The organism is Massilia rhizosphaerae (assembly GCF_016093545.1).
Taxonomy (GTDB): Bacteria; Pseudomonadota; Gammaproteobacteria; order Burkholderiales; family Burkholderiaceae_D; genus Telluria; species Telluria rhizosphaerae.
In genome coordinates, this window is record NZ_JADKYX010000008.1 from 153,728 (window position 1) to 177,405 (window position 23,678).

The 23,678-nt window shown below is 61.1% G+C and carries 19 protein-coding genes and 2 tRNA genes; 9 read left to right on the plus strand and 12 right to left on the minus strand.

Annotated elements, in window-relative coordinates:
* The first annotated feature begins 137 nt into the window (after positions 1–137).
* The 4 genes from ISF28_RS14080 (at position 138) to ISF28_RS14095 (ending at position 2,095) form a co-directional block, all read left to right on the plus strand.
* A tRNA-Val gene (locus ISF28_RS14080) sits at positions 138–213 on the plus strand.
* A 41-nt stretch (positions 214–254) separates the two neighbouring features.
* Positions 255–331 (plus strand) — tRNA-Asp (locus tag ISF28_RS14085).
* A gap of 61 nt (positions 332–392) precedes the next feature.
* Positions 393–1,466, plus strand: coding sequence for a hypothetical protein (locus ISF28_RS14090; protein ID WP_198117812.1), 1,074 nt, complete (start codon positions 393–395; stop codon positions 1,464–1,466).
* On the plus strand, positions 1,457–2,095 hold the full coding sequence (locus ISF28_RS14095) for an ABC transporter ATP-binding protein (protein ID WP_198117813.1): 639 nt from the start codon (positions 1,457–1,459) through the stop codon (positions 2,093–2,095). The genes ISF28_RS14090 and ISF28_RS14095 overlap by 10 nt, the downstream gene beginning before the upstream one ends.
* 11 nt (positions 2,096–2,106) lie before the next feature.
* Here the strand turns inward: ISF28_RS14095 and ISF28_RS14100 are convergent, their stop codons facing one another.
* The gene (locus tag ISF28_RS14100) at positions 2,107–3,261 is read right to left on the minus strand and encodes a GGDEF domain-containing protein (RefSeq protein WP_198117814.1); all 1,155 of its coding nucleotides are present in this window, start codon (positions 3,259–3,261) and stop codon (positions 2,107–2,109) included.
* Positions 3,262–3,506: 245 nt separating this feature from the next.
* On the opposite strand from ISF28_RS14100, the gene ISF28_RS14105 reads away from it, so the two are divergent.
* Together ISF28_RS14105 and ISF28_RS14110 are read left to right on the plus strand one after the other, a co-directional pair.
* Positions 3,507–3,989, plus strand: coding sequence for a cyclic nucleotide-binding domain-containing protein (locus ISF28_RS14105; RefSeq protein ID WP_198117815.1), 483 nt, complete (start codon positions 3,507–3,509; stop codon positions 3,987–3,989).
* The gene (locus ISF28_RS14110) at positions 3,986–5,122 is read left to right on the plus strand and encodes an AI-2E family transporter (RefSeq protein WP_198117816.1); all 1,137 of its coding nucleotides are present in this window, start codon (positions 3,986–3,988) and stop codon (positions 5,120–5,122) included. Before ISF28_RS14105 ends, ISF28_RS14110 begins: the two co-directional genes overlap by 4 nt.
* A 216-nt stretch (positions 5,123–5,338) precedes the next feature.
* Here ISF28_RS14110 and ISF28_RS14115 read toward each other — a convergent pair whose 3' ends face one another.
* Complete coding sequence (locus ISF28_RS14115) at positions 5,339–7,603, minus strand: YgiQ family radical SAM protein (RefSeq protein WP_198117817.1); 2,265 nt, start codon at positions 7,601–7,603, stop codon at positions 5,339–5,341.
* Between the two features lie 365 nt (positions 7,604–7,968).
* Here ISF28_RS14115 and ISF28_RS14120 point away from each other — a divergent pair, with 365 nt between their 5' ends.
* Together ISF28_RS14120 and ISF28_RS14125 are read left to right on the plus strand one after the other, a co-directional pair.
* A complete protein-coding gene (locus tag ISF28_RS14120) occupies positions 7,969–8,742 on the plus strand; it encodes a DUF4747 family protein (RefSeq protein WP_198117818.1) in 774 nt (257 codons plus the stop codon).
* Positions 8,743–8,765: 23 nt separating this feature from the next.
* Positions 8,766–9,536, plus strand: coding sequence for an FRG domain-containing protein (locus ISF28_RS14125; RefSeq protein WP_198117819.1), 771 nt, complete (start codon positions 8,766–8,768; stop codon positions 9,534–9,536).
* A gap of 178 nt (positions 9,537–9,714) precedes the next feature.
* Here the strand turns inward: ISF28_RS14125 and ISF28_RS14130 are convergent, their stop codons facing one another.
* The 9 genes from ISF28_RS14130 to ISF28_RS14170 form a co-directional block, all read right to left on the minus strand.
* Entirely contained in the window at positions 9,715–9,996 is a 282-nt protein-coding gene (locus tag ISF28_RS14130) for a DUF4404 family protein (protein WP_198117820.1), read from the minus strand.
* 105 nt (positions 9,997–10,101) lie between these two features.
* On the minus strand, positions 10,102–12,228 hold the full coding sequence (locus tag ISF28_RS14135; protein WP_198117821.1) for a M3 family metallopeptidase: 2,127 nt from the start codon (positions 12,226–12,228) through the stop codon (positions 10,102–10,104).
* 226 nt (positions 12,229–12,454) lie between these two features.
* The gene (locus ISF28_RS14140; RefSeq protein ID WP_198117822.1) at positions 12,455–13,063 is read right to left on the minus strand and encodes a TMEM175 family protein; all 609 of its coding nucleotides are present in this window, start codon (positions 13,061–13,063) and stop codon (positions 12,455–12,457) included.
* Between the two features lie 32 nt (positions 13,064–13,095).
* Positions 13,096–13,527: a hypothetical protein gene (locus tag ISF28_RS14145; RefSeq protein ID WP_198117823.1), complete on the minus strand. Its 432-nt coding sequence runs from the start codon at positions 13,525–13,527 to the stop codon at positions 13,096–13,098.
* Between the two features lie 874 nt (positions 13,528–14,401).
* Positions 14,402–14,761, minus strand: a complete 360-nt coding sequence (locus tag ISF28_RS14150) for a hypothetical protein (RefSeq protein ID WP_198117824.1) — start codon at positions 14,759–14,761, stop codon at positions 14,402–14,404.
* A gap of 213 nt (positions 14,762–14,974) precedes the next feature.
* Positions 14,975–16,201, minus strand: coding sequence for a GNAT family N-acetyltransferase (locus tag ISF28_RS14155; protein ID WP_198117825.1), 1,227 nt, complete (start codon positions 16,199–16,201; stop codon positions 14,975–14,977).
* 491 nt (positions 16,202–16,692) lie between these two features.
* Positions 16,693–16,896 (minus strand): SlyX family protein, encoded by a 204-nt coding sequence (locus ISF28_RS14160; RefSeq protein ID WP_198117826.1) that lies wholly within the window; start codon positions 16,894–16,896, stop codon positions 16,693–16,695.
* A 106-nt stretch (positions 16,897–17,002) separates the two neighbouring features.
* Entirely contained in the window at positions 17,003–19,198 is a 2,196-nt protein-coding gene (locus tag ISF28_RS14165; RefSeq protein ID WP_198117827.1) for a DUF4214 domain-containing protein, read from the minus strand.
* 109 nt (positions 19,199–19,307) lie between these two features.
* Positions 19,308–21,371 carry a UvrD-helicase domain-containing protein gene (locus ISF28_RS14170; RefSeq protein WP_198117828.1) on the minus strand — a complete coding sequence of 688 codons (2,064 nt, stop codon included), beginning with the start codon at positions 21,369–21,371 and terminating at the stop codon, positions 19,308–19,310.
* A gap of 296 nt (positions 21,372–21,667) precedes the next feature.
* Between ISF28_RS14170 and ISF28_RS14175 the strand changes: the two genes are divergently transcribed.
* Complete coding sequence (locus ISF28_RS14175) at positions 21,668–22,153, plus strand: SRPBCC family protein (protein WP_198117829.1); 486 nt, start codon at positions 21,668–21,670, stop codon at positions 22,151–22,153.
* A gap of 29 nt (positions 22,154–22,182) precedes the next feature.
* Here the strand turns inward: ISF28_RS14175 and ISF28_RS14180 are convergent, their stop codons facing one another.
* Positions 22,183–23,619, minus strand: a complete 1,437-nt coding sequence (locus ISF28_RS14180; protein ID WP_198117830.1) for a dihydrolipoyl dehydrogenase — start codon at positions 23,617–23,619, stop codon at positions 22,183–22,185.
* Between the last annotated feature and the right edge of the window lie 59 nt (positions 23,620–23,678).

Consider the following 23,678-nt stretch of genomic DNA (forward strand, 5'->3'; position numbering starts at 1 on the left):
GAGAATGTGGGCCTTTACATCCCTGTTCACTTTTTTCTGAAAAACCCTTGCACGTTTTTGAAGGGATACGCTATGATTCGGGCCTCTTCGGACGTGATGACAAACGTCAGGCAAGAAAACCTCTGGAACAGAGTGACGGGCGCTTAGCTCAGTTGGTAGAGCGGATCCCTTACAAGGATTAGGTCGGGAGTTCGACCCTCTCAGCGCCCACCAGGTTTCAGCTCTTGCGAAGTGAAGAACCGATCAGAGTAAACGGAGCGGTAGTTCAGTTGGTTAGAATACCGGCCTGTCACGCCGGGGGTCGCGGGTTCGAGCCCCGTCCGCTCCGCCAGTATCAAGAAAAAAGGTCCGATTCGTCGGACCTTTTTTCGTTTCATGCCTCTACTCTATCGATGACGCACCCCTACATCCGGTTCCGGATCCGCCTCGCCCGCCACGCCGTCGCGCAACTGGCTGCGCGCCTGCGCAGCTCCGCCGAGATCGTCATGCTGGTCCTGGGTCCAGCATTCATCGGCCTGGTCGCCTTCGCCGCCCTGCCTGCGATGCTCGCGGCCGCCGAGCCGTTGCCGCTCGCCCTGCCCCTGCTGTGCCTGCACGGCATCGCGATGAGCGTACCGGTCGCGCTGCTGCGGTCCCGGGTCGTGCCCGCGCACGTGCGCGCGTGGCTGTATTCCCTGCCGGTGCCGCCCGGCTTGCTGCTGCGCGCATCCGCCGCCGTCGCCACCTTGCTGACCGCGCCGCTGGCCCTGGCGTACGCGGCCTCGCTGGCGATCTGGCTCTATCAACGGCCCGGCTGGCTGGCGCCGCCGCAAGCCGTCACTGGAACCGTGCTGTCGTTCCTGCTGACCTGGACGTGCGCCACGTTTCTGCTCCTGCGGGGCGCCGGCCTGCCGCAACGGGAACGACGCGCACCGCTGGAAGCCGCCGCCGGCACCCATCCGCCCGCGTCCCGTACCGGCTGGCTCACCCTGTGGCATCGGCTGTTCTGGCTGCCGCTGTGGCGCCGCAATGCGGCTGGCGCGCGCCAGTGCGTGCTGCTCGCCGCCACCGCCGCTGCCGCCGCGCTGTGGATGACGGGGCCGCAAGCGCTGCCGCGCGCGTTCGTCGCCGTGCTGACGAGCGTCCTGCTGGTGTTGCTCGCGCACGAGGCCGACCAGGCGCTGCGCGCTCAACTGGCGCGGGTGCGTGTGCTGGCGGCCGGCTGGCCGGTCGACGTCGGCGCGCTGGCCCGTCGTGCCCGCGCCATGGCGTTGCTTGCCATGACGCCCGCGCCGGCCGTGCTGACCGGCGTCGGCGCGGCAGCCCACGCCTGGCATGGAACGGCCGGCCATCTGTATCTCGCATTGGCCTGGGGCATGCCGCCCGTGTTGATGCTGACGCCTCCTTTCACCGCACGCGGCCGCATGGCACTCGTCGCGTTCGCCATCATGCTGTTGTGCGCCACCGGAAGCAAACTATGGGATTGAATCCAACCGTCGACGTCGGCAACCTCGGCTTTCACTTCGCGACGCGCAGCGTGTTCCTCGGCCTGCACCTGCAGCTGGGACCGGGCCTTACCTGGCTGCGCGGCCGCAACGGCCGCGGCAAGACGACGTTGTTGAAACTGCTGGGCGGCGCGCTGGCGCCGAGCCGCGGCCACATCCGCCTGGACGGCCTCGACAGCGTCACCGACGCACTCGCCTTTCGCCGCCTGAGCTTTTATTGCGGCGGCGAAGCGCCGGCGCTGGACTGGCTGACGGCGCGCGAATGGCTCGAGCTGCACCTGGCGCTCTACGTCGACGCCGACCGCGACGCACTGAGCCGGCACCTGGACGCCTTCCACATCGCCGACATCGGCGCGCAACCGGTATCGGGCCTGTCGCTGGGCCAGTACAAAAAGCTGCAACTGGCGCTGGCGCTCGCCCTGCCGGTCCGCCTGCTGCTGGTGGACGAACCGTTCAATGGCCTGGACGTGCAAGCGGTCGACGTGCTGGAGGTGGAACTCGCGCGCCGCGCCGCCGTGGGCACGAGCTGCATCGTGCTGACGAGCCACCTGGACCTGCGCATCGCGCCGACGGCCACGCTCGACCTGGACGCGCAGCCCGGCGTGCTCTGAACGCCGGCCGCTCAGGCCCGCTTGAGGAGCGGCGCGCCGACCTCGACACGGTTGCGCCCACTCGTCTTCGCGGCGTACAGGGCGTGGTCGGCGCGCGCCAGGGCGGCCGTCAATTCCTCGCCCTGGTCGATCAGCACGACACCGATGCTGACCGTCATGCGATAGGCGGCGGCGCACGCCGGTGCCGGCGCCTCGGCCACGGCGACGCGCAGACGCTCGGCCGCCTGCTGCGCGCCCGCCAGCGACGTGCCCGGCATCGCCAGCGCGAATTCCTCGCCGCCCAGCCGGCCCATCACATCGTTCTCGCGCAGGCTCATGCGCGCAGTGTCGGCGAACAGGCGCAGCGCGTCGTCGCCGCAGGCATGGCCGAAGCTGTCGTTGAGCTGTTTGAAATGGTCGAGGTCGAGCATCATCAAGGCGATCGGCTTGCGCAGCCGCAGCGCCTGCTGGCGCGCGCTTTCGGCGCGCTCGAAGAAGGCGCGGCGGTTCAGCACGTCCGTCAAGCCGTCGATCGTCGCCAGGCGCTGCATGCGCTGGTCGTCCTTGAGCTTGCACAACAACAAAAAGCCGAATCCATTGACGATCATCAGGAGATAGCTGGCCAGATAGGCAAAGGCATACACCGGATTCGCATCGAACGTCCCGATGCCGCCATTGGCGACAGCCATCCAGATCCAGATCGCGATGGCGAACAGGGCATCGTTGACGCCGATGATACGCTGCAGCAGCGGCGCGTCGGCCTGGGGGCGCAGCAGGATGGCGGCGGCGCCGGACGCGAACAGGGCGACGATCACGGCCACCACTTGCATCATCTGTTCGCGCGACGCCTGCACCACCGCCGCGGCGGCCACGATGAACAGGGCCGCGACGGCGGCCGGCGCGAGAATCCGGCGCCAGTTGCGGAACCCGAAGAACACGCAATACGACGCCAATTCGAGCGCGACACCGCCCACCCAACCGAACGCGGCCAGTTGCTCCACGAGGGGCAGGCCGGCGTGCGGCGCCACCCAGCAGCAAATCTGCGCCAGGCCGGACGACAGCCGCGCCCACATCCAGGTACGCAGGCCCGGGTTCGGTGCCGCGCCACGCATATAACCCGCCATCAGCAAGGCAAACGCCGTGTTACCGACGCCAAGCGCCAGCACGAAAGTCTGGATATCGATCACTCGGTTCCTCCTCGTGGGAAGTGTGAGATGATGCAATTAAGGTAATGTTTATTGCCAGAGGGAATTATATTACACGTTTTTCAATCGAACGCACGCACGATTTACCTCGACGATGGCGTGCTATGCACCGTGATTGCCAAGCGTTGCGCGATTGCCAATCCCACCCACAATGAGTTGCTGCGCAAGGACAATTGAATCGTTCATAATTGCCGAACAGCCACTCAGCTGCATCTCCCGGAGCTTTCGTGATCTTTGGTTTCCTGAAATCGTCCACGCTGTCCCCCCGCCAACTCCGGTTGCAGAACACGGCGCTGTTCCGTTCCCTCAAGCCTCTGGAAATCAAATTCGTCGACGGCCTCATGCATGAACGGCGCTACCTGCCGGACGAGATCGTGTTCGACGAAGGCGAGGAAGGCCAGGCGTTGTACCTGGTGATGAGCGGCCGCGTGCAGATCAGCCGCAGCCACAGCAGGGGACGCCAGATCGTGGGCGAACTGAGCGCCGGCAGTTTCTTCGGCGACCTGGCCCTGCTGGACAACTCGCCGCGCAGCGCCCAGGTCCGCGCCGTCGACGCCTGCGAGCTGGCGGTGTTCTTCCGCGACGACTTCCTGGCCTTGATGGAAACGGATGCCGTGATCGGCTACAAGATCTCGCTGGCATTGGCACGCCACATCGGCCAGCGCCTGCGCGGCTGGCTCGACGACCGCGCCCACGTGGAGGCGCTATGATCCAGGGCGCCCTTCGCGACGAGCGCAGCGGCCCGTTCGTCTGGATCGGCATCATCGGCATCACGTGCCTGCTGCTGGTGCTTCTCGAGCACATGCTGTGGCTGGTGCTGCCGTTCATCCTCGGCACCGTCTTGTACTACATCCTGCTGGGCCCGATGCAGCGCCTGCTGCGCGCCGGTTTTACCCGCAACGTCTCGGCCACGCTCGTGTGCGTCGTGTTCTACGGCGCCAGCGCCCTGCTGCTGCTCGTGACGATGACGTGGACCGGATCCCCCGGCGACGCCGACAGCTGGCACAAGACGGGCGCCCTGTACCTGGACGGCGGCGTCGCGTTCGTGCGCAATACGATGACCTTGTTGGAAGCCAAGTTCCCGATCCTGGCCGAGATGCATTTGACGTCGATCGTCAACAAACGCTTCAAGGCCTACACGGATAATTTCGCCCAGCGTCACCTGACGTCCATCCTGCTGGGCGCGGCCGGCTGGCTGCCGTCGCTGCTGCTGGCCCCGTTTCTGGCGTTCTTCTTCCTGCGCGACGGCCTGCGCTTCAAAAAATTCCTCGCCCGCGCCGTGCCGAACGCATATTTTGAACGCACGCTGTTCCTGCTGCACCAGGTCGACCAGACGGCGCGCCGCTATTTCGAGGGACTGTTGAAGCTGACCGTGCTGGACACCATCGTGCTCGGCTTCGGCCTGTGGGTGATCGGCGTCTCGTCGCCGCTGCTGCTGGGATTCATTTCCGCGCTGCTGGCATGGGTGCCATTCGTCGGTTCGATCGTCGGCTGCATGATGGTCGTGGTCGTCGCCGCCACCGATGCGCCGAGCAACCCGCTGATCGCCTACGGCGCGATCGTCGTCTTCATCCTGGCGCGCCTGCTGGACGACTTCGTCTTCATGCCGCTGACGCTGGGCCGCAGCCTGCACATCCACCCGCTGGTGACGGTGCTGATGATCTTCATCGGCGGCGCCCTGTCCGGCGTGGCCGGCCTGATGCTCGTGCTGCCGCTGCTGGGCGTCGTGATGGTGGTCGGCGAGACCATGGGACGGCTGATGACCAATCCCCGGCTGCGGGCCCGGCACCGTTATGCGCGCAGGCTGAGGGACAAGCAAGCGAGCGCGGACCTGAGCGTCTGAAAATTCGGGGTCAGAGCACAAATTCGGGGTCAGAGCACTTTTTGTAGCAAGATCCTGAGAGCAGAATTCCACGCCTCGGGCCGTCGCGATGCCCGGTGCATTCCACTCGAATTGGGCGAATTCTATGCAGGCAATATCTTCAGGGGACAAAAATAAGCGTGCTCTGACCCCGAATTCACGCCCAAATATGCTCTGACCCCGAATTTTTTTGTCGGCTTACTTGCGGCCCGCCCTGGGCTTCGCCTTGATGGTCGACAGGATGCCCGCCTTCGCCTTCGACGGCGGTGCCATGAACGGCGCCGGCTCGCCGCGGCGCCCGTTGCGCCGGGCGGCAACCTCGATCACGCGGCCCTTCGGCGCGTCGTTGCGCGGCGCCACGGGCGGGCGACGTTCGCCGCCACGCTGCGGAGCGACTTCCTGTTCGGCCCCGGCCGGCGGCACCAGGTGGCGCTCGCCGTTGCCGATCAGGTCGCCGCGGCCCATGCGCTTGAGGCCCTCGCGCAAGGTCGGCCAGTTTTCCGGATCGTAGTAGCGCAGGAAGGCCTTGTGCAACTTGCGGGTCTTGCCGCTCTTGGCCGTGATGACGTCTTCCGAATCCTCCGTGACTTTGTGCAGCGGATTCTTGCCCGTGTGGTACATCGTCGTCGCCATCGCCATCGGGGTCGGCGTGAACGTTTGTACCTGGTCGAGGTGGAAATTGTTTTTCTTCAGCCAGAGCGCCAGGTTCAGCATGTCCTCGTCCGTCGAGCCCGGATGCGCGGCGATGAAGTACGGGATCAGGTATTGCTTCTTGCCCGCTTCCTTGGAGTACTTGTCGAACAGCGCCTTGAACTCGTCGTACGTGCCGATGCCCGGCTTCATCATCTTGGAGAGCGTGCCCTCTTCCGTGTGCTCCGGCGCGATCTTCAGCAGGCCGCCGACGTGGTACGTGACCAGTTCCTTGACGTATTCCGGCGAGCGCACGGCGAGGTCGTAGCGCAGGCCCGAGCCGATCAGGATCTTCTTGATGCCGGGAATGGCGCGCGCCTTGCGGTACAGCGAGATCAGCTTGCTGTGGTCCGTGCCGAGGTTGCTGCAGATGCTCGGATACACGCACGACAGGCGGCGGCACGTTTCCTCGATCTTCTTGTCCTTGCACGACAGGCGGTACATGTTCGCGGTCGGCCCGCCCAGGTCGGTGATGGTGCCGGCGAAATTCTTCGTCGTGTCGCGGATCAGTTCGATTTCGCGCAGGATCGACGGCTCCGACCGGCTCTGGATGATCCGCCCCTCGTGCTCGGTGATCGAGCAGAACGTGCAGCCGCCGAAGCAGCCGCGCATGATGTTCACGGAGTAGCGGATCATTTCCCACGCCGGGATGTGCGCCTTGCCGTAGCTCGGGTGCGGCGCGCGCGCGTACGACAGGTCGTAGACGCCGTCCATCTCGTCCATCGCGAGCGGCAGCGGCGGCGGGTTCAGCCAGACGTCGCGGTCGCCATGCTGTTGCACGAGGGCGCGCGCATTGCCCGGGTTCGATTCCAGGTGGAACACGCGCGACGCGTGTGCATACATCACCGGATTCTCGCTGACGGTCTCGAACGACGGCAGGCGCACGACGGTCTTGCGCGCCTTCTCGCGGGCGGCGGCCTGGCGCTCCTCGCGCGTCATGATGACGACCGGCTTCACCGCCGGTTCCGGCGCGGCGTTGTCGAGAGCGCATTGCTTCGGATCTTCCAGCGCCATCGCATACGGATTCGGTTGCGGGTCGATGCGGCCCGGCACGTCAACGCGCGTGGAATTGTGCACGGTCCATTCTTCGTCCGGCAACCAGCCGTGCGGCACGAGGAACGCGGTGCCGCGCAGGTCGCGGATCGTCTTGATGCTCTCCCCGGCCGCGAGGCGCCGGGTGACGTCGACCAGGGCCCGTTCGGCGTTGCCGAAGAGGACGAGGTCGGCCTTCGAATCGAACAGCACGGAACGGCGCACCTTGTCCGACCAGTAATCGTAATGCGCGATGCGGCGCAGCGACGCCTCGATGCTGCCGGCGATGACGGGCACGCCCGGGAACGCCTCGCGCGCGCGCTGGCAGTACACGGTCACGGCGCGGTCGGGACGTTTATTGGGCTCGGCGTTCGGCGTGTAGGCGTCATCCGAGCGGATCTTGCGGTCGGCCGTATAGCGATTGATCATCGAATCCATATTGCCGGCCGTGATGCCCCAGTACAGATTCGGCTTGCCCAGCGCGCGGAACGGTTCCACGGAGGTCCAGTCCGGCTGGCTGATGATGCCGACGCGATACCCCTGCGCCTCCAGCAGGCGGCCGACGAGCGCCATGCCGAAACTCGGATGGTCGATGTAGGCGTCGCCCGTGATCAGGATGATGTCGCACGAATCCCAGCCCAGTTTGTCCATCTCCGCGCGGGACATGGGCAAGAACGGGGCGGCGGGGGCGCGGCTGGAACGTTTGGCAACGTTCGCGAAAAGATTGGCAGGGGAGTTCATTGGCCGGCATTTTACCGGAAAACGCTGTATTAAGCTGCCGCCCCCTGTAAAAATGGCTTAGTTTTCAATGGCTTGACTCATCCTCGGCAGATCCCTGCGCTCTAAATTCCCGTGCTGACAGGGATATTACCGAGCCCGCGCGATATCGCTCAACAAGCCGCAGAACTCAATGTGCACATATTTGTGCATCTGACATTATTGTCATTTATATCACAAATTTAACTGTGCTGTTACTTTTTAATAGAATTTCCACAGCGCAAATATGTGATGATAACTACATTCATCGACTTTATCTAAAACATTCGCTTCCTATGGCAACTACTGAGCTCCATTTGTACCGATTAAAGTTCATTAAGCCGGCACAAATGAAATTGTTTTACCAAGGGTTATCTCCACGAGAATTCTTCGAAAAAGTGCTTGTTGAAAAACCATCGATCGGGCTGCGGCGCAATCACACTTGGCATATCGGCAACATTGAATATTTTGACGATAACGGAGGGCGTTTTGCCGTAGGCCGAACAACTAAAACCACTGTCGAAAAGTTTGATGACAACACGGGTGATTTTATCGAGGAATTAGATGATTCAGGACCTTACACATACGTGTATTTTGATTTGGAGTATGGCGTACTCGCAATCGCAAAGAAGGCAAAAGTTGCGTCCTCGGTTCGCTTAATCTCTCGAAAAATCCAGGCTCTTTTTTCGAAATCTGAAACAATCCAAAACGCTGGAGTTGAAGTACGCGTTGACATCATTCCCGATCCCGACGATTTTCTCAAAAAAATTCGCACAGCGTATGCAATCAAAAGATTTGTCGCAGAATTCACAGGACCTAATCCAGTAGATGCAGATGAGCTTTTTCAAAAACCCATGTCTTTTTATTGCCAAACACTAGAAGCAACAAACGGTGTCGTCGCAGTAAAAGGTGAAAATTTAAATGAAGAGGCTGTTGCCTCAGTTGCAAAATCAACTGCAGCAACTGGTAATAACGCCTCAGCATTAATACAACCCCAAAAAGGTAGCCGGCTAGTCTCCATTTCTTTTGAAGGCAATGCAACAAAATTACTTGTCGATTCAGAAGCGCATAGAAGCATAATTCTTGCCGCAGTTCGAGAAAATTACTTTTCAGTAAGAAAATGATTACCAAGAGCACAGTCCAATCGATGGAAGAGTTGTCACGTAGCCTTAACGAATTGCCTAATAATTATATCTTTAGGGGTCACGCCGATGCTGAATGGCCACTTAGCTCTGCACTTGAGCGTTTCTTAGGTAATCGCTGGGACGCGACAAATGCTAGAAAATTCGAAGGTTATTCCCTTGAGAATTTTCGTTCCAAATATCATATTTATTGCGGAGACGAGCACGTACCTCAATCGAAGTTGGCATGGCTCTCAGTAATGCAGCATTATGGCATGCCTACGAGGTTAATAGATTTCACAGCGAGTCCGTACATTGCCCTGTATTTTGCGCTTGAGTCATACACCCCTCAAACGCAAAAGGACCTAGCGATCTACGCGATTGACTATACCGCGATCATGGATTCCTCATTCCAGTTTATTCGGGGTCGTGACAGCAAATTTACAGAAACGCGAACGAGCATGCACGGCAAACAAGACGAAATATTTGAAAATATCGTTGATCGCTATTCGTATGACATAGCGTGGATAACCGAGCCAGATCAATTAAACGCTCGAATTGACCGTCAATGCGGCACATTCTTAATAGCGGGAAACTTAGAATCAACGATCGAGTCAATAGTAAACTCAGATCAATATAGTCAGTGCGAAATCAAAAAAATTTGTATCCCTGGTCGACTATACGAAAATATTTACGTGGCACTGCGAAAAATGAATATTAACTCCAAAGTAATTTACGGAGATTTGGCTGGCTTGGCCAGATCCATAAAAATGGAACTCCAGGCATATACCTTTTGAAAAAGCAACAATAACTGGAACTATTCAGCCCTATGACAGCACTGCAAAAACATCATATTTTTGCTGAATAAACGTCCGAATTTCAGCTGTTTTTGCCTATTTTTTAGACGGAATTTCACGATTTTCCAGCAGTCCTTCATAGAGGCTGAACAGTGACCAATAACTCTTGCATACGCACCTAAATCCCCATGCTCGCCAGGATGTTGCCGAGCTCGCGCAAGGCGGGCTCCAGGTGCGGATGGCGCAGCGCGAACCGGGCCGTCAGCTCCTGCGTGCGCGACGCCAGGCCGTACGTGTTCGCGTCCGGGTCCTCGGCGCGCTTGGTAAGGACGTGCTTGATGTCGCCGTCGAGCTGGCGCAGCAGCATTTCCAGTTCGTCGTCGACCTCGCCGGTCTCCTCGAGGCTGCGGTGCAGATTCTTGAGGTGCGCTTTCAGGGTGTTTTCGTTGTCGGGCAGCATAGCTTTCTCACATCATGATGTTGTGAGAAGTCTACACCCGATGGCGGGGCACCGCCATCGCGATGCCCCGCCGCATGGCGCTTATTCGCCCGCTTATTCGCCCGCTTACTCGCCCGTCAGCCCACGGCGCTCCAGCAGCGGCTCGATCCTCGCATCGCGGCCGCGGAAGTTGCGGTACATCTCCATCGCATCCATCGTGCCGCCGCGCGACAGCAGCATCTGACGGAAACGGTCGCCGTTCTTGCGCAGCAGGCCGCCGTGTTCCTTGAACCATTCGACGGTGTCGGCGTCCAGCTTCTCGGCCCACAAATAGCCGTAGTAGCCGGCCGAATAGCCGCCCGAGAACACGTGCGAGAAATAGGTGGTGCGGTAGCGCGGCGGGACCAGCGGGAAATCGACGCCGGCGTCGTGCAGCGCCGTCGCCTCGAAGCCCAGGACGTCGGTCGGGATCTGCCCGGCGCCGAGCTGGTGCCATTTCTGGTCGAGGATCGCGGCGGCCAGGTATTCCGTCGTGCGATAGCCCTCGTTGAACTTGGACGACGCCTGGACCTTATCCAGCAACTCCTTCGGCATCGGCGCCCCCGTCTGGTAGTGCTTGGCGTAATGGGCCAGCACTTCCGGCCAGGCCATCCACATCTCGTTGACCTGCGACGGGAACTCGACGTAGTCGCGCGGCACGCGCGTGCCCGAGAAGCGCGGGTAGGTCACGTTCGAGAACATGCCGTGCAGCGCATGGCCGAACTCGTGGAACATCGTGCGCACTTCGTCGTACGTCAGCAGGGTCGGTTCGCCGGCGGCCGGCTTCGGGATGTTCAGGTGGTTCGCGATGACCGGATGCGTTCCCAGCAGCTTGTTCTGGCTGACATAGGCGTTCATCCACGCGCCGCCGCGCTTGTTCGAGCGGGCGTAAGGATCGTGCAGGAAAATCGCCAGTTGCTTGCCGTCGGCGTCGAACACGTCGAACACGCGCACGTCCGGGTTGTACACCGGCAGGTCGTGGCGCTCCTTGAAAGTCAGGCCGTATTCCTTGTTGGCGGCGTAGAACACGCCATTCAGCAGCACGTTGTTGTATTCGAAATACGGGCGCAGCTGGTTCTCGTCGAACGCATAGCGTGCCTGGCGCACCTTGTCGGTGTAGTAATTCCAATCGTAAGCGGTGGCCTGGAAGGTGCCGCCGTCAAGCTCGATGACCTTCTGGATCTCCGCGGCTTCTTTTTTCGCGTTGCGCACGGCCGGCGTGGCGAATTCGGCCAGCAGGCTGTTGACGGCGTCCGTCGTCTTGGCGGTCTGGTCTTCCAGCATGTACGCGGCGTGGCTCGGATAGCCCAGCAGTTTGGCGCGCTCGGCGCGCGCCCGGACCAGGTCCAGCACGACCTGGCGGTTGTCGTAATCGCCGCCGTGGCTGCCGCGCGCCAGCGACAGCGCCAGCAGCTTCTCGCGCGTGGCGCGGTTGGTCAGCACGGACAGCGGCGCCTGCTGCGTCGTGTTCACGACCGGCACCTTGAACTTGCCGTCGAGACCATCCTTCTTCGCCAGCGCGGCGGCGGCGGCGATCGCCTCGTCGGACATGCCGGCCAGTTCCGCGCGGGTGTCGACGACGAGCGCCGACGCGTTCGCTTCCTTGAGCACGTTCTGGCTGAACTGCGTCTGCAGGGCGGCGATCTTGCCGTTGTACGCCTTCAGCTTTTCCTTGTCGGCGGCGGACAGCTTGGCGCCGGCGCGCACGAAGTCGGTGTGGTAGCGCTCGAGCAGATAGGCCGATTCGGGATCGAGATGCAGCTTGGCGCGCTTGTCGTACAGGGTCTCGATGCGCTTGTAGAGTTTTGCGTTCAGGCGGATCTTGTCGCTGTGGGCGGCCAGTTTCGGCGCGAGATCCTTGTCGAGCGCGTCGAGCGTCGGATTGGTGTTGCAGCCGACCAGGTTATAAAACGTGGTCGAGACGCGATTCAGCAACTGGCCCGAGCGTTCCATCGCGACGATCGTGTTGTCGAAGGTCGGCGCCGCCTTGTTATTGGCGATCGCGTCGATTTCCAGGCTTTGCTGGCGCATGCCTTCTTCGAACGCCGGCGCGAAGTCTTCGTTCTTGATCTTGTCGAAGGCCGGATACTGGAATTGCAAGGTGCTCGGCTTGGCGAACGGGTTGGACGCCGGCAGCAGCGAAGCGGGGGCGGCATAAGCCAGGTTGGCGACGGCTGCGGTAACAGCGACGGCCAGGATGTGCGAACGGTTCATGGGTTGGGATCTCCGGAGGGTTATCGGATCCGCCCGTGCTTGTGCCACGGGCCGATCTCTTTTGTGCTGCGCGCACCCCATCCGTGCCGGACGGCTTATCGATCACGTACGGACACCGGAATGGAAACCGCCGGGGCGAGCCCGGCGGCAAGTGCCCGTGAAGCATAGCAGGGATATTGCCGTATGTTACATATTTACGGCCGAAAAAAAGGTTATACGGGAAGGTTCAGCCCCGTTCCGATTGCTCTTCCTGCTCGGTCTCTTCGGCGACTTTGTCCTCGATGCGCCGGTCCGGAATCAGCCACATGATGGCGACGGCCGCATAGACGAGAAACCCCAACGAGGCCACGAACAACGACAGCCCCACGCCGACCAGGTACAGGATGCACGACAGCTTGCCCTTGCGATCGTTGCCGATCGCCTTGGCCAGCGTTGCATTCTTCGGATGATTGGCGATCAGGCCCCGCACCAGCAACAGGTAGGCGATCGAACACATGAAGAGGACAAAGCCGTACGCCGCGGTCGGCCCCGTCTCGAAATGATTCTCGCCCATCCATGCGGTGACGAACGGGATCAGCGACAGCCAGAACAGCAGATGCAGATTCGCCCACAGGACGCCGCCGCTCACTTCCTTTACGGCGTGCAGCATATGGTGGTGGTTGTTCCAGTAGATGCCCACGTAGATGAAACTGAGCACGTAGCTCATGAATACGGGCCATAGCGGCAGCAGCGCCTGGAAATCCGGGCTGTGCGGGACTTTGAGTTCCAGCACCATGATGGTGATGATGATGGCGATGACGCCGTCGCTGAAGGCTTCCAGCCTGTTCTTGCCCATTTTTTCCTTTTTCGTCTCTCGCGAGTGAGTATCTATCTGGTAAAACCAGGCTTGACTGGCTTTCGCACCCAAAACCACCAGTTACCGAACAGGATAAGACCATACATTACCAGCAGGTTTGCGACGCCATTTTGGTCTTCTGATGTTTTGTAATGCTCATTGTTCTGCTGGCTTACCGTGACAGTTTTCAGCTCTCTCAGAATGGACGGAAAAAGAACATATACACGTTCGCGAAATACCAAAGTCTGCGTTTCCTTATCGGAAGTCCATGTATGAGACCGATAACTTCCCCCGACCATGACTGCTGTTTCGTCTTTGTATCGCGCAAGAGCCTCATCTGCTGGAGCCCAGCGGACAAGATAGCCAAAAAATGGTGCACCGAAACAAGCCAGCAGGGCAATCGGCAACAAAATCTTCAGGAGCCCCCGTAGGAAGCTGAAGTACCTCGTCAGCAAGCTCTTCATCGGCAGGCTTTAACACAATGTGGATTTGATGGGGCAATTCGCATACTGGAGCTTGTTCCGGTAGATGCTCCCACATGCGGCAAGAAATCGGCCAAGGAGCCGGGAATATGATGTCATTGTTGACCTCAAAAAGGGGTGTGGCGCACGCCGCTCAAGTCGAAATCAGCTTGCAAGGATTGTGTAACTTACATCACTTCCATGCACAGAAACGCCGATTCTGCAGTGCCGCATATTGACCAAGCCCACGAGTAAAGGCGGGCAAGTATCGGTGAATTTGCAATCCTCGAATGCTGCAGGAAACGCACTGTAGGGGTTCGGTGTATGCACGTATAACCCATCCGATCCAGGATCGGACGGGTAAATGCAAACAAAGACCTGAGAACTTTGCGCCTGATCTTTGAGCTCATTTCTTGCTCGGGCAAAGGCCAACATCAAAGGTCGGATATGTTTTCGGTGTTCCGAACGGCTGCGCATACCTCTACTTTCCCAGTCAAAATGGACGTGCCAGTAGTCACACCACTTCTTGTTGGGCAGATCGACCCTGAAGCGACGTGCACGTTGCCATATGTTATGCCAATACTTGAGTTCTTCGGTTGTTTGGCAGCGCCGCAAAGAGTGGCGGCGAACTCGCTTAGTCTGTTTCATATATGTGCAGGGCAGATGCCAACCAAGGGATCGCGATCGTCCTATATGGGCTCCTCCTGGTTTGCAAGGCTCAGTGTACGGTTCGTATTGCTCTGCTGGCTAGTGCCGGTTTTGATAGACATACTTGATTCTTACTCTGTCTCCGGGGCTATTAATCAGCTTATGGTTCGGGGAAAAGTGCCGGCGTCGAATCAACGAATGTCAAAGACGGCGCCCGGCAGCACGCAATTCAACGGTTCTGATCCAACGTGATATTGACGTTCAGCCCGGACACATCCATGCCGCCAGCAAAGTTGACGTTCAGGAGACGATGCGAGTTTTCCCAGGTTTTTCGATCGTAGCTCGACCAATACTTGTAGATGTACAGGTCCTTGGCGAAGGTCGTCGTGCCGATGACAGACTGTTCATTCTTGAATAGCGAACCGTGCGTGCTGACTTTTAATGGAATAGGCGAGTTGGCTGGAATGTACAAGACGTACTCGGTGCCGCTCGGCGGTACGTCACCCATCTTGACGACTGGAAGCGTTTGGATCTTTTCCGCAGGCGCGGGCATCAGCGGGGCGCAACCGACGGTCAGGAAAGCAACCACCGCCATACCTAAGCAAATTTTTCGCATTTCGTCTCTCTGAACAAAGGAACAGGTTTGCGGACCGAAGCATTGTCGTCCGCATCGATACCATAAAGGCAACACCGTCCAGTGTACCGCATCTAGTTTCCTAGAAAAAACTTTGCGCGCCCATAGCCCGCACACAAAAGAAAACGGCCGCACACGGCGGCCATTGCGGCGGCAAGACCGGCGCGATCAAGTCACGGCAACGGCCTTTTTGGCCGCCAGCCTGCGTTGCGCATGCCATTTCTGCGCCCGTTTGACCTGCCGGACCAGGGCGTCATTGGCAGCGTTGTACATGCCGTGGACTTTCAGCAGCAAGGCCGTCCCGCTGCGCGCGCGGTGCAGCAGCACGAGCCCGCGCGATTCGAGCACGTGGGTCGATCGGAAGTCCGCGTTCGGCGTGCCGTAGCCGAAGTCGATGGCCTTGAACGCGAAATGGGCCAGCACGTCCTGCACCGCCAGGTGGATTGCGCTCGTGCCTACCGACAGGTGCAGATACTTCTGCTGGCACGTGATTTTATAAGTGTGCCAGACGGATGCCGAACGCGTCCCGTACACGACGGCCACGTCTTCGTCGCCGCAACGGATCACGTAGGACAACAGCAGGCCCTGGCGCGCCAGGCTTTCCAGCCGGGCCTGCTCGGCGGCGCGCGCCGCGGCCGGGGACGCGTCGATGGCGGCCAGCGCGTCGAGCATGGATGCGACCTGTCCAGGCGCCTCGATACGCACCAATTGCAGCGCGCCGGCCGCTTCCGTCAGCAGGCGCACCTGGCGCGACAGGTTGTAGCGCTTCTTGGAACCGAATTTCTGCAGATAGGCGTCGACTCCGTTCGGCAAAGGCTGCGTATGGCACGCGCGCCAGCCGTTCAGCACATACGCCGATGCGCCCGCGATGCCGTCCAGCGCGGCCCCGCATTCTTCCGGCACGGCCTGCATGTACAGGACGTCGCACTTTGCATAGCGCTTGAATAATTGCTGCACGACGAACTCGGTGAGCCCGTCTTCCGCAGGGTCGAGCAGCGGCACGCTGCCGAGGATCTGGCAGGCGCGCAGGGTGCGTTTGAACAGGGACACCGGGCCGATGCGGAACTCGAGCGCGCACTCGATGGTGCGCACCGGTACGAAGCCGACGATCGCGTAATCGATACTGCGGCGGACGATGAACAGTTCGTGCCCCGCGTCCCGCCCTTGCCGCATGTCGGTCAGGTGATCGAAGAATTGCGGGGACTGGTACAACGCTTCGGGACTGGCGGCGCCATCCAGCATCCGGTGCCATGCCTCCAGGATGTCAGGACGGTCGTGATACGCGGTCGCGACGTTCAGTTCGTACCGGTCCGGACTACGTATCGTCCGGGAGCGAACGACCAGCGGCGCCGGCGCCGGCAGCGCCAATTCGCGGGTCATTTCAAGGTTACGCATGAACATCTTGTCAGTCCTCGCCAGAAAATGAAGACCCGCGATGTAACGTTTCGCGGGCTTGAAGACACGCTGCAAAGCAACATGTATTTACTGGATGCTATCTTGAGCTCATCTTTAACGTACAGTTAAATTTGATTACAGATTAGATAGGGGAAATGAGGACGACATATTGTGAAAATCGATGTAGCACCCCGCCATATGCGCAAAATGCTGACAAACGTCAAAAACAGCAGATTTACTATTGAAAATAGGAAAGATAAAGGAAAAAGTACGAAATTTGATGTTCATGAGAATTTTCGAATTCTCGGAGAATCTCTTTCGCGCAATCAATTTACTCAAATGTAATCGTTGCACAAAACAAACAGAAAATACATTTGTGCAATATTGTTTCTTCTTTCCTCAGTAACTAAAGTAACCGGCAGTCGTCATGAATTTCTCATTCGGCCAAATTGTTGCTTCAATTGTGAATCCCACCCTGGCCGATTCCGACGTCAATAATGAGGCGGTCGCTCGTTGACCGGCCCCTGCCCGGCATCGCGCAATGTGCGCACGTGTTCGGCCAATTTGGCCACCAGGGCTTCCAGCTGGTCGATGCGGCGGCCCTGTTCGTAGACCGTGCGGTTGAGGGCATCGACGAGGTTTTCCTGGTCGGACAGCTTGATTTCGATGTCGATAAAACGGTTTTCGTCGCTCACGTCGCGATCCTCGGATAAAAAGTAAAAGGCGCATGATACTGCCTCGCGCAAAAGCAAAGAGCCGCTCGAAAGCGGCTCCTCGTGACATCGGGCGGGAAGACCGGAATCAGCCGTGCCAGGGTGTGTAAGCGATGCCGTCCTGGATGGAGCCGATGACCTGCGCCTGGTTTTCCGGGCTTTCGCTGAAAAACTTGACGATGTCGACGTGCGTCGCGTCGTGGTTCGTCAATATCTTCAACCAGTAGTCGTAGCCGGAGGCGTCGGGTGCCCGGTGCAGCACGTTCGCATACAGCAGGTTCACGAACTCGGCGTCGGTCGGATTCGAACCATATTTCTTGATGAATTCCGGCTGCGTGTTGATGATGTCCTGCACCATGCCGTCCAGCGTCAGGCCGTGGTCCAGCTGATAGATCCAGAAACCCAGGCCGGTGCTTTCCGCCGGACGGTCGAGTGCGGCCTGGTACAGGCGGTACGCCTGGCCCGCGTGACCGGTGAGGTCCAGCGCCACCGCGGTGTCGTCGAACTGCAGGCGCTCGACGTTGATGACGGCGTCGTGGCCGCCGTTGCCGACCATGTCCGTCACGCCATAGCCCCAGGTCTCCTTGGCCACCAGGTAGTTGGCGCGCGGTCCCCCGTACACGACCGTGTCGATGCCGTCCTGGCCGTCGATCGCGTTGTTGCCGGCCGGCGCCGTCAGTGTATCGTTGGCGGACGTGCCGGACAGGTTGGCGCTGTTGTCTACGGTGAAGGTGACGTTGTTGAGGCTCGCGGTCGCGTTGCCGGCCAGGTCGGACGACGCGACGTTGACCTGATAGCTGCCGTTGGGCAGCGGCGAGGTCGTGACGATCCACTTGCCGTCGGCGCCGACCGTGGCGCCGGCGATGAAAATGTAGTCGTCGACGGTCGCGCCCGCGCGCACCACATCGATGTGGGTGCCCGCTTCTCCCGTACCGCTGAGCGTGGCCACATTGGCGCCCTGCGTGTATTGCAGGGCGAGCGTTGGAACGACGGGCGCGTGCGCGTCGATGTTGAACGTGACCGCGCCGCTGGCCGCGGACGTGTTGCCGGCGACGTCCGTGGCCGTGGCGAAGATCGAGTAACCCGTGCCGTCGGCGAAGGCCTTCGTCGTCAGGCTCCATACGCCGCTCGCGTCGACCGTGGCGGTGCCGATGAGGGTACTGTCCGCCGTAAAGACCTTGACCGTGGAATTCGCCTCGGCGGTGCCGGTCACGACCGGGGTGCTGCCGGTCGCATAGCCGTTGGCGTTCTTGGTCACGGCCAGCGTGGGCGCGGTGGGCGGCGTGGTGTCGACATTCACGACATCCGCGCTCCGGACGGTCTGGTCCGCGAATTGCAGCAACTCGATCGAATGCAGCGTGTCGACGCCGTCGCTGCCGTCCGTACTGGTCACCTGCAGGTTGCCGTTGGCCAGCGCACTCAAGGTATAGTGACTACGAACACCGCGGAATACGGCAGTGTCGGTGCCTGCTCCTCCATCGATCATATCGTTTCCTCCATCGCCTTCAAGTTTGTCGTTGGCGCCGGTCCCGGTCAGGACGTCCACGCCGCTGGTGCCGACGAGGTACTCGCCGCCCGTCGTCGAATCGATGCCCAGATTGCCGCGCAGGCCGTCGCCGCCATACAGCCACATGAGCGCGGCGATGTCGTCCTGCTGGTAAGTCGAATACGGCCCCCCGACGTCGGTGTAGGACATCAGCGTGTTCGCCGTGTTGTCCTCGGATGACGGCAGGTTGATGTTGTCGTCGAACGGATGCTTCAGGCCGAGCGCATGACCGATCTCGTGCAGCAGGGTTTGATAACCCTCGCCGCCCGGCGCCAGGATGGCGTTCTGGTAATTCCATTCGACGTTATCGAGATAAACGTACGCGTCGGCATCGTAGCTGGTCAGCTGGACGTCGCTGTAGCCGTAGCTGCTGTGCCAGCTGCACAGGCCCGTCACATTGCTCGTGATGAGGTTGACGTCGGAAAAGTGGAGCTGCGCGGCGTTGCCGTCGCCCGTCTCGGCAAACTGGATGCCGGTCAGCTTCGAGATGTAGGCGAGGGCGGCGCGGGTCGCATCCTGCTGGGAAGCCGAAAACGCCTGCTGCGCGCCCGTGAAACTTTTTGCGGCGTCGGTGGGATCTTCGGTGCCGGCGGAAACCGAAAAGGTAAAGGCGAGCGTGTAAATCGGCGTGCCCGACGAATTCGTCAGGTAGTTCCAGTCCGGACCGGTATCGAGCAGGGCATCGATATGGTTCAACCCGGAGAGGGGCGTGGTCGTGATGTCAGATACGGTAGCCATTACATTAACGATGCTTGCTGCGCGAAAATTGATTTATGTGAGTATTTCCTGCGCAACAGTTGAAGTCAAATAAGAATTTCAATCGTGCGCACCGTGCGCGGAACAGGCCTCAAACGGCCTTGGGCGTAGCCAGCAGGGCTTTCAGATTGGCGAGGCGTTCCTTGGGCGTGAGCACCTCGTTTTCCTTCGGCGGCGCGTCGCCCACGTCGAGTGCCATTTCCTTGATGAAGCGCGACGGATCGCAATGCACGAGCTCGCCCGCCCGCTTGCGCTTCTTGCACCACGTGACGTGCAGGCTGCGCTGGGCGCGGGTGATGCCCACGTACATCAGGCGGCGCTCCTCCTGGATGCGGGCGGCGATCTTTTCGACGGGGTCGTCCGGGTCGCCCTTGTGCGGCAGGATGCCTTCCTCGCAACCGACGAGGTAGACGTGCGGATATTCCAGGCCCTTCGACGCGTGCAGGGTCGACATGCGCACGGCGTCCGGCTCCTCGTCCTGGCCTTCGAGCATGGACATCAGCGCCACCATCTGCGTCAGTTCGAGCAGGTTTTTTTCCTCGCCGTCGCGGTCGCGGCCGCCGCGGCCCCGTTCCTTCAACCAGTTGACGAACTCGAGCACGTTCTGCCACTTGCCCTGCGCGGCCCGGTCGTCGAAGTTCTCGTACAGGTAGTGCTCGTAATTGATTTCTTTCATCATGTCGTCGAGCAGCTCGGCGGCGTTGTCGCCGCTGCCGGACGGGCCCGGACGCGTGGCGCGCGCTTCCATGGCGTTGATGAAATGGCAGAACTCGCGCAGCGGAATGAGTTGCCGGTCCTGCAGCCTGGCTTCGATGCCGCCCTTCAGCGCCGCCTCGAACAGCGAGCAATTCCACTGTTTCGAGAATTCGCCCAGCGCTTCCAGCGTCGCCATGCCGACGCCGCGCTTGGGCGTCGTGATGGCGCGGATGAAGGCCGGGTCGTCGCCTTCGTTCGCGATCAGGCGCAGGTAGGCGATGATGTCCTTGATCTCGGCCTTGTCGAAAAAGCTCTGGCCGCCCGAGATCGTGTACGGGATGCGCTCCTTGCGCAGCGCCTGCTCGATCACGCGCGCCTGGTGGTTGCCGCGGTACAGGATCGCGAAGTCCGACCATTTGTTCTTGCGTTGAAAATGGTCGGCCGAGATCATGATCGCGACCTGGTCGGCCTCCGTCTCGTCGTTCGGCATGCCCAGCACCTGGATCGGCTCGCCCAGGCCGTGCTCGGACCACAGCGATTTCTCGAACAATTTCGGGTTGTTGCCGATGACGGCGTTGGCCGCCTGCAGGATGCGCGTCGTGGAGCGGTAGTTCTGCTCCAGCTTGATCACCCTCAGGTCGGGGAAATCCGTCTGCAGGGTGCGCAGGTTTTCCACCGACGCGCCGCGCCACGCGTAGATCGCCTGGTCGTCGTCGCCCACGGCCGTGAACATCGGCTTCTTGCCGAGGCCCGTCACCATCAGTTTCACCAGCTCGTACTGGCAGGTGTTGGTGTCCTGGTACTCGTCCATCAGCAGGTAGCGCAGGCGGCGCTGCCAGCGGTCGCGGATCGGCTCGTTGTTGCGGAACAGCTCGACAGGCAGGCGAATCAGATCGTCGAAGTCGACGGCCTGGTAGGCCTGCAAGGTCGCGACATAGCTGCGGTAGATGCGGGCGGCCTGGGCCTCGTCCTCGTCGCGCGCGTCGCGGATCGCGTCCTCGGGGTCGACGAGGCCGTTCTTCCACAGCGAGATGGCGGTCTGGATGCGGCGGATTTCCTGCTTGTCCGTCGTGACGGCGAGGTCCGAGACGACCGTGTAGCAATCGTCGCTGTCCATGATGGAAAACCGGTCCTTCAAGCCGACGCCGGCCGCTTCCTGGCGCAGGATCTTGACGCCCAGCGAGTGGAACGTCGACACGGTCAGTTGCTTGGCCTGCTTGGGCTGTTTCAGCAGCTTGCCGATGCGCTCCTGCATCTCGAGCGCCGCCTTGTTCGTGAACGTGAGCGCGGCGATCGTGCGCGGATCGTAGCCGCGGTGCTCGATCATGTAGGCGATCTTCTGGGTGATGACGCGCGTCTTGCCCGAGCCGGCGCCGGCCAGCACCAGGCAGGGACCGTCGAGATAGAGCACGGCTTCGCTTTGCGGACCGTTCAGGCCGAAATTCGGGGCGTTGGACATGGGAACCTTGTATGGAAGAGCTCTGCATTGTAACGAAGCTCGTCCTTGCGCTGAAGCGGGCCGGCGCAAATGCGCGCGGCCGTGTTGCGGACATGCCTTGACGCGCCGGCAACGCGCGGGAGATCGGCGGTAGTGGGCGACGTCATCCCCGGGACGGGGCCGCAAATTGTCATCACTCGTCGCGGAGTTGGACGAGTTCCTGCAAATGCCTGATCGATGTGTCGCGGTTCGGACACGGGATGCGTTACCATCGTCCCGTCGGCGCCTCCCGGCGCTGCTTGCACGAGATATTCGACATGAAATTTGAACACCTGATTGAGATTAACGATCCCTTCAACCCGCTGATGGACACCATCACCCGCGAACAGCTGTGGCGCGGCCTGGTGCTGCGCGCCGAGGATCCGAAATTGTTCGTGCCGCACCTGGACGAGTGCACGATCAGCGAACGGACCAGCGGCAGCTTCGCGCGCCGCCTGCGCTACGGCGACCTCGTCATCGACGACAAGGTGGTCCTGACGCCGCTGCAGGAAGTGCGCTACGAAGTGCCGGCGCAAGGCGACATCGCCCAGTCGCTGCTGACCATGACCATCGAGACGCCGACGGAACACGCGCTGGTGGTGCGCTTCCGCTACGACGACGGCAATGTGTCGGCCACGGACGAGACGGGCCGGATGTACGAGGATTTCAAGAAGTCGGCGTACAAGGAGGCGGACATCGATACCGTCAAGATCGTGCGGCAGTTGGCGTCCGAAGGGAAGTTGGACGCCAGCCGGTTGAATTGACGACCTGACAAGGCGGCACCGCCGCCATATTACGTCCCCGGCTCGACCTCGTCGGGGTCGATGTCGCTTTCGCCCTTCGCGAGATTGGCCGCCAGGTCGCGCAACGCCGTTCGCACGCCCTCCTCGACCACGGGGTGATAGAACGGCATCTCCAGCATCTGGTCGACCGTCAGGCGCGACTGCACGGCCCAGCTCAGCAGGTGGCCGAGGTGTTCGCCGCGCGGGGCGATCATCTCCGCGCCCAGGAAGCGGCCCGTGCGGTACTCGCCGTAGACGCGCAGCATGCCCTTGTTCTGCAACATCACGCGGCTGCGGCCCTGGTTCTCGAACGACACCTGTCCCACCGCGAACTTCGGTTTGCCCGGCGCGCACAGCGCCTTGTAGCTGGCGCCCAGGGAGACGATGTTCGGCTCCGTGAACGCGGCCGTCAGCGACGCGCGGCGCAGGCCGGGGCGGATGTCCGGGAGGCGGCCGGCGTTGTCGCCCGCGATCTTGCCGTGGTCCGCCGCTTCCGGCAGCACGGGGCGCTCGTGGTTGGCGTCGCCCGCGATGAAGATGTGGCTGTTCCCGCACTGCATGGTGCGCGGATCGAACAAGGGAATGCCGTTGCCGTCCAGGTTGACGCCGGCGTTTTCCAGGCCGAGGTCGTGCACGTTGGGCGTGCGCCCGGCCGCCTCCAGCACGTATTGAAAACGTTCCGTGATGGCTTCGTCGTGGCGGCCCGTCGTCAGCACGACGTCATCGCCGTCCTGCTGGGCGCGCAGGATGCGCGACTGGAAGTGGATGTCGAGTTCCTCGCACAGCACGCGCGAGGCCGTCTTGAGCACGACGGGGTCGGACAGCTGCGCCACGCTGCCCCCGCGCGCGTACAGGCGCGTGCGCACGCCCAGGCGGGACAGCGCCTGGCCGATTTCCAGGCCGATGACGCCCGTGCCGATCACGGCCACGGAGCGCGGCAGGTCGTCCCAATAAAACACGTCGTCGCTCGTGATCACGCCGGGACCCACGTTCTCGAGGACCGGCAGGCGGGTCGGGCTGGAGCCGGTCGCGATGACGATGCGGGACGCCGCGATTTCGGTGTGGTCGTCGACCATCAGCGTGTGCGGATCGACGAAGCGGGCGTGGCCGCGCACCTTGTCATCAATCGGCATGGCGTCGACGCCCTCGACCACGAAGCCGACGAAGCGGTCGCGCTCGCGCCGCACGCGCGCCATCACGGCCGCGCCGTCGACGCGGACCGTGCCTGGATTGACGCCGAACTCGGGCGCGACATGCAGCATGTGGGCGGCCTCGGCGGCGGCGATCAGGAGCTTGCTGGGCATGCAGCCCACGCGCGCACACGTGGTGCCGTACACGCCGCGCTCGATCATCACGGTACGCGCGCCCTGCGCCCTGGCGGCGCGGTAGGCGACCAGGCCGGCCGTACCGGCGCCGATCACGGCGACATCGACCTTCAGTTTCTTCATCCTCACCTCCGCGGAGTTCACGAGCGTGACGATACGCTTTTTTCAAGAACTCGGCTTGG

Excerpts from the sequence above, each read along its gene's own strand:
- ISF28_RS14090 (WP_198117812.1), top strand. The coding sequence starts at position 393 with ATGACGCACCCCTACATCCGGTTCCGGATCCGCCTCGCCCGCCACGCC.
- ISF28_RS14095 (WP_198117813.1), top strand. The coding sequence starts at position 1,457 with ATGGGATTGAATCCAACCGTCGACGTCGGCAACCTCGGCTTTCACTTC.
- ISF28_RS14110 (WP_198117816.1), top strand. The coding sequence starts at position 3,986 with ATGATCCAGGGCGCCCTTCGCGACGAGCGCAGCGGCCCGTTCGTCTGG.
- ISF28_RS14115 (WP_198117817.1), bottom strand. The coding sequence starts at position 7,603 with ATGAACTCCCCTGCCAATCTTTTCGCGAACGTTGCCAAACGTTCCAGC.
- ISF28_RS14120 (WP_198117818.1), top strand. The coding sequence starts at position 7,969 with ATGAAATTGTTTTACCAAGGGTTATCTCCACGAGAATTCTTCGAAAAA.
- ISF28_RS14125 (WP_198117819.1), top strand. The coding sequence starts at position 8,766 with ATGGAAGAGTTGTCACGTAGCCTTAACGAATTGCCTAATAATTATATC.
- ISF28_RS14130 (WP_198117820.1), bottom strand. The coding sequence starts at position 9,996 with ATGCTGCCCGACAACGAAAACACCCTGAAAGCGCACCTCAAGAATCTG.
- ISF28_RS14135 (WP_198117821.1), bottom strand. The coding sequence starts at position 12,228 with ATGAACCGTTCGCACATCCTGGCCGTCGCTGTTACCGCAGCCGTCGCC.
- ISF28_RS14140 (WP_198117822.1), bottom strand. The coding sequence starts at position 13,063 with ATGGGCAAGAACAGGCTGGAAGCCTTCAGCGACGGCGTCATCGCCATC.
- ISF28_RS14145 (WP_198117823.1), bottom strand. The coding sequence starts at position 13,527 with ATGAAGAGCTTGCTGACGAGGTACTTCAGCTTCCTACGGGGGCTCCTG.
- ISF28_RS14155 (WP_198117825.1), bottom strand. The coding sequence starts at position 16,201 with ATGCGTAACCTTGAAATGACCCGCGAATTGGCGCTGCCGGCGCCGGCG.
- ISF28_RS14165 (WP_198117827.1), bottom strand. The coding sequence starts at position 19,198 with ATGGCTACCGTATCTGACATCACGACCACGCCCCTCTCCGGGTTGAAC.
- ISF28_RS14170 (WP_198117828.1), bottom strand. The coding sequence starts at position 21,371 with ATGTCCAACGCCCCGAATTTCGGCCTGAACGGTCCGCAAAGCGAAGCC.
- ISF28_RS14175 (WP_198117829.1), top strand. The coding sequence starts at position 21,668 with ATGAAATTTGAACACCTGATTGAGATTAACGATCCCTTCAACCCGCTG.
- ISF28_RS14180 (WP_198117830.1), bottom strand. The coding sequence starts at position 23,619 with ATGAAGAAACTGAAGGTCGATGTCGCCGTGATCGGCGCCGGTACGGCC.